The sequence below is a fragment of the Coprococcus sp. RTP21428st1_C9_RTP21428_210409 genome (assembly GCF_040227395.1).
Taxonomy (GTDB): Bacteria; Bacillota; Clostridia; order Lachnospirales; family Lachnospiraceae; genus Coprococcus; species Coprococcus aceti.
This window is the reverse complement of sequence record NZ_JBEHVV010000121.1, coordinates 1-3,872: the sequence shown is the minus strand read 5'-3', so window position 1 is coordinate 3,872 and position 3,872 is coordinate 1. Positions and strand designations below refer to the sequence as shown.

General features: G+C 39.7%; 5 protein-coding genes. All 5 read left to right on the top strand.

Annotation, left to right across the window (positions count from 1 at the left end; all coding sequences use genetic code 11):
• Positions 1–113 precede the first annotated feature (113 nt).
• A complete protein-coding gene (locus ABUA34_RS13980) occupies positions 114–392 on the top strand; it encodes a DUF4176 domain-containing protein (protein ID WP_022216712.1) in 279 nt (92 codons plus the stop codon).
• The gene (locus tag ABUA34_RS13975; protein ID WP_349823513.1) at positions 382–1,605 is read left to right on the top strand and encodes an HNH/ENDO VII family nuclease; all 1,224 of its coding nucleotides are present in this window, start codon (positions 382–384) and stop codon (positions 1,603–1,605) included. Before ABUA34_RS13980 ends, ABUA34_RS13975 begins: the two co-directional genes overlap by 11 nt.
• A gap of 11 nt (positions 1,606–1,616) precedes the next feature.
• Positions 1,617–2,087, top strand: a complete 471-nt coding sequence (locus ABUA34_RS13970) for an SMI1/KNR4 family protein (RefSeq protein WP_055147849.1) — start codon at positions 1,617–1,619, stop codon at positions 2,085–2,087.
• Between the two features lie 166 nt (positions 2,088–2,253).
• Positions 2,254–3,204 carry a PASTA domain-containing protein gene (locus ABUA34_RS13965; protein WP_349823512.1) on the top strand — a complete coding sequence of 317 codons (951 nt, stop codon included), beginning with the start codon at positions 2,254–2,256 and terminating at the stop codon, positions 3,202–3,204.
• Positions 3,205–3,206: 2 nt separating this feature from the next.
• A partial coding sequence (locus ABUA34_RS13960; protein ID WP_349823511.1) for a leucine-rich repeat domain-containing protein occupies positions 3,207–3,872 on the top strand: 666 nt, incomplete at its 3' end.

Genomic DNA, 3,872 nt, shown 5'->3' with positions numbered 1-3,872 from the left:
AGAAAAAGAATGCAGCGGCAACGGAATCGCTTGCAGCAAATATTATTTCGTAGGAAAGAAGTGCCATCTCTGATAGCCATCAGAGATGGCATTTTGAGATTGAGGAGGTTATTATGATTGAATTTAAGAAATATCTGCCGATCGGTTCGGTTGTGTTATTAAAGAACGCAAATAAAAGGTTGATGATATATGGAAGACTGCAGAAGGCAGAGGATTCAGATAGCGTAAGGGATTATATAGGATGCCTGTATCCAGAGGGAAATATATCTACAAAACAGACGTATATGTTTGATCATGACCAGATAGAACGGGTATATTTTGTTGGATTTCAGGACCCGGAAGAGTTTGAATTTGTTGACAAATACCTGAATGAGGGAAATAATGGAAAATAGAGGAGTGCTTTTGTATGTAGACCTTGGCAGGCTTGAAGATGAACCTTACAGATTGTCAAAGATATATGATACACTTGGACAGTATATTGATGATATCAGACGTCAGAGAGATATAATATACATAAGCAAGATGGCGGAATCCCTGGATATATCATCCCTGGACAGATATCGTGCTCAACTGGTAGACGAATATGATCGGCTTGGAACTCTGAAGAAGATTCTGGATGAGGCATACGATCTGTATAAAGAATGTAATGAAAAATTCGAGGCATCTGGACAGACTCTGTGCAACCTATATGCTGAAACTCCATGGTATGAGACCAGTGAAGGAAAGCTGGCTATAGGCATAGGCGTGCTTGTGGTTACTGCTGCAGTGGCGATAGTCTGCCCTGCTGTACTAGGGGCGGCGGCCGCCACAGTAACACAGTCTATAGCGACATCTGCTATTATTGGTGCTGCCACGTCAGGCGTTATGAATGGAATAGCTTCAATGAAATCCGGCAAGTCATTTTATGATGGATTTGCAAATGGTTTTGAATCTGGAGCAATATTGGGTGCAATCAGTGGAGGATTAGGAGCTGGAACATCTGCAATTATGTCAGGGGCAGAACTCACAGTAGGAAGAGTCATGGCTGTAAAAGCTATGAATATGGTATCTGATGCAACTGTAGATACTGTGGTATATGCGTATCACTCAAACAAGTATGATAAAGACTTTACTGGCGGAGATATAGTTAAGACTTGGGTAAAAAGTGCGGCAACATCGTTTGCTATGCAGTCTGTTGGAGGTGGGAAGTCGTCGTCAAAGGCGGAGAGTGAAAATGGTGTTATATCTACTGGCAAAGGACAGGGAGGGGGTGGAGGTAATGTTAATTGGAAGAATGGCAAAAAAACTGTTGATGTAAACGGAAAAACTGTTACAATGGATAAAAACACATTTGATCCTGGTTTTGTAGACAAACAGGGTCGAACGAATACACAGAGAATGGAGCAAGGACTGGCACCTATTGGAACAGATGGAAAATCTGTTAATATACATCACATTGATCAAACAGATAATGGACCAGTTATGGAAATAACGGCTACAGAGCATCAGCAGAATTACAGCAAACTGCACACTAATATAGGACAAGCTCCATCTAAGATTAATAGAAGTAAGTTTAATAAGTGGAGAAGAGAATATTGGAAATGGCGAAGTAATAATTTAGATTAGTGGAGGTATATATGAGCTATACAAATTTTATTAAAGCAATGGAGTTAGCACCTAAATGTAAATTTTATACTACAGCGGGGGGGAAAAACGAAGAAGAAATTAGAAAATCAGAGCAAATGCTTAATATAAAATTTTCAAATCAAAGTATAGAATTTTATAAAAAATATGGCTATTTATCATTTTATGGTAATGAAATTTTTGGAATTGACCCAGATGATGATTCAGGAATATTGGAGGGGAATTCTGTTGCTTATGCGTTAAATGACCGGAAAGAATATAACTTACCTAATGAGTGGATACCTATATATAATTTTGATGATGGGAATATGGCATATTTAGATTATTCATATTTAAACGAGCAAAAAGAGCCTAGGGTTATAATGGCATTTTATAATGGTAAGGAATATGAGATAGTTGAAACGTTAGCAGAAGATTTTGGGGATTTTGTTTTGCAATTAGTGCAAGAACAAACAGAAGTGTAAAACTATAAAGGCATGATTTGTAAAAATACATTGTTTACTTAACAACATTTGTTATGAAAACAATGTATTTTTTTATAATTAAATAGAGAAAAACTAAATGACTGTTGACAAAAATAATTGATGATGCAATACTATTGTTTGACAATAATGTAAAGGAGATGGTGTTGTGTCGCGGGAAGATGATGTTGGAGCTGCGGGCGTTGGAGAAGCTGCGAAGGATAGCAGAGATGAGCTTGAAGACATTTTAAAAGCACTTGAAGCTGGTGATTCTGACAAGCATGGACCCAATATGAAGATCATCATAGGTGTAATAGCTGGGATCGTATTGGTTTCAGTTGTGTTAATCATCATAATGGTTAATAGGAAATCTGTTGTGCCTGATTTTGTTGGTCACACAACGGCGGAGGCAAAACAAATTGCCAGAGAGTCTGGTGTAACGCTTGAGGAGAAAAAAGAATACAGTTCTGAGGTAGAAGAAGGATGCGTTATCTCACAGGATATAGCCAAGGGAATGAAGGTGAAACGTAAGGCTTCAGTTGGAATAACGGTCAGTAAAGGCAAGGAGATGACAGTTGTGCCGGAATTTGTTGGTGAAACCCTGGAGGATGCCAGAGCTATGGCTGCAGAGGCTGGTATAGAGCTTGAAGAAACTGAAGAATATAGTAAGGATGTTGCGGCTGGCTTGATAATTGAACAGCAAGATACACAGGGAACCAGCATAGAAAAGGGGAGTTCTGTAAAGATCACAGTAAGCCTGGGAGAGCAGACGGTAAAACTTCCTGACTTTGTAGGTATGACCTTGAATGATGCAACTATACAGTGTTCAACCCTTGGAATCACCTTTAGTACCCTCCAGGAGAATTCTGATACCGTTGATGAGAATGTGATCATCAGACAAAGCGTAAAGGCGGGAACTGAGATGACTGAAGATACTCAGTTGTATCTGATAGTGAGTAAGGGCAAGAAGACAAGCTCGGTTGTGGCTGCAAGCTCCGGTTCAGCAGGTGGTGGATCGGGATCATCTGGTGGTTCGGGAACAAATGAACAGGCGGACAGCGGAACATCAAGCGTAAATGAAGATGAGTTTATAACAGAAGAAGAAGAGTGGGGTGATTGATCATGAAAAAGGAGTTAAAGAGAAGGATAATTACAGTAATTGTAGGAGCAGTGATTATGTGTATGGTCAGCCTTGTTCCAGAAATGGTACAGGCATATGCTTCGACGAATGCAGTGTCGGAGGATGCTGGAATCAGGGCTGAATATAATGGTGACAGTGGAGTGCTGACATTGGATGTTTCCACAAATAAGGCGATGATTGACTTTGGACTGGAGGACAAGAAGCCGTGGACTAATTTCAATGTTATAAAGGTTGTAGTAAAGCCTGGAGTTACACATATAGGTAACAATGCATTTTCAGGATGTACAAATCTGGAGTCTGTGGTTATAGAGGGAGACGAACCTCTCACTATAGGACGAAGGGCTTTTTATGGATGTACATCTTTAAAGTCTGTGGAATTTTCGAAAGGAACTTTGTCGGTGGGGGCGTATGCATTTGCCAGATGTTCAAGTTTGAAGAATGTAGACATGTCTGGATCTCAGATATACGAACTTGGTCAGTTTGCATTTGGAGAGTGCTATAGCATAACCGATTTGAAATTATCAGAGTATACCAAGAATCTGGGAGACTATTGTTTTCAGGGCTGTAACAGAATAAAGAACATAGATATTCCTGATAATTTATCAAGTGTTGGAAATTGTGCCTTTGCGGGATGCGAATTGTTAGAG

Coding starts and splice junctions, on each gene's coding strand:
- ABUA34_RS13980 (WP_022216712.1), top strand. CDS start 114: ATGATTGAATTTAAGAAATATCTGCCGATCGGTTCGGTTGTGTTATTA.
- ABUA34_RS13975 (WP_349823513.1), top strand. CDS start 382: ATGGAAAATAGAGGAGTGCTTTTGTATGTAGACCTTGGCAGGCTTGAA.
- ABUA34_RS13970 (WP_055147849.1), top strand. CDS start 1,617: ATGAGCTATACAAATTTTATTAAAGCAATGGAGTTAGCACCTAAATGT.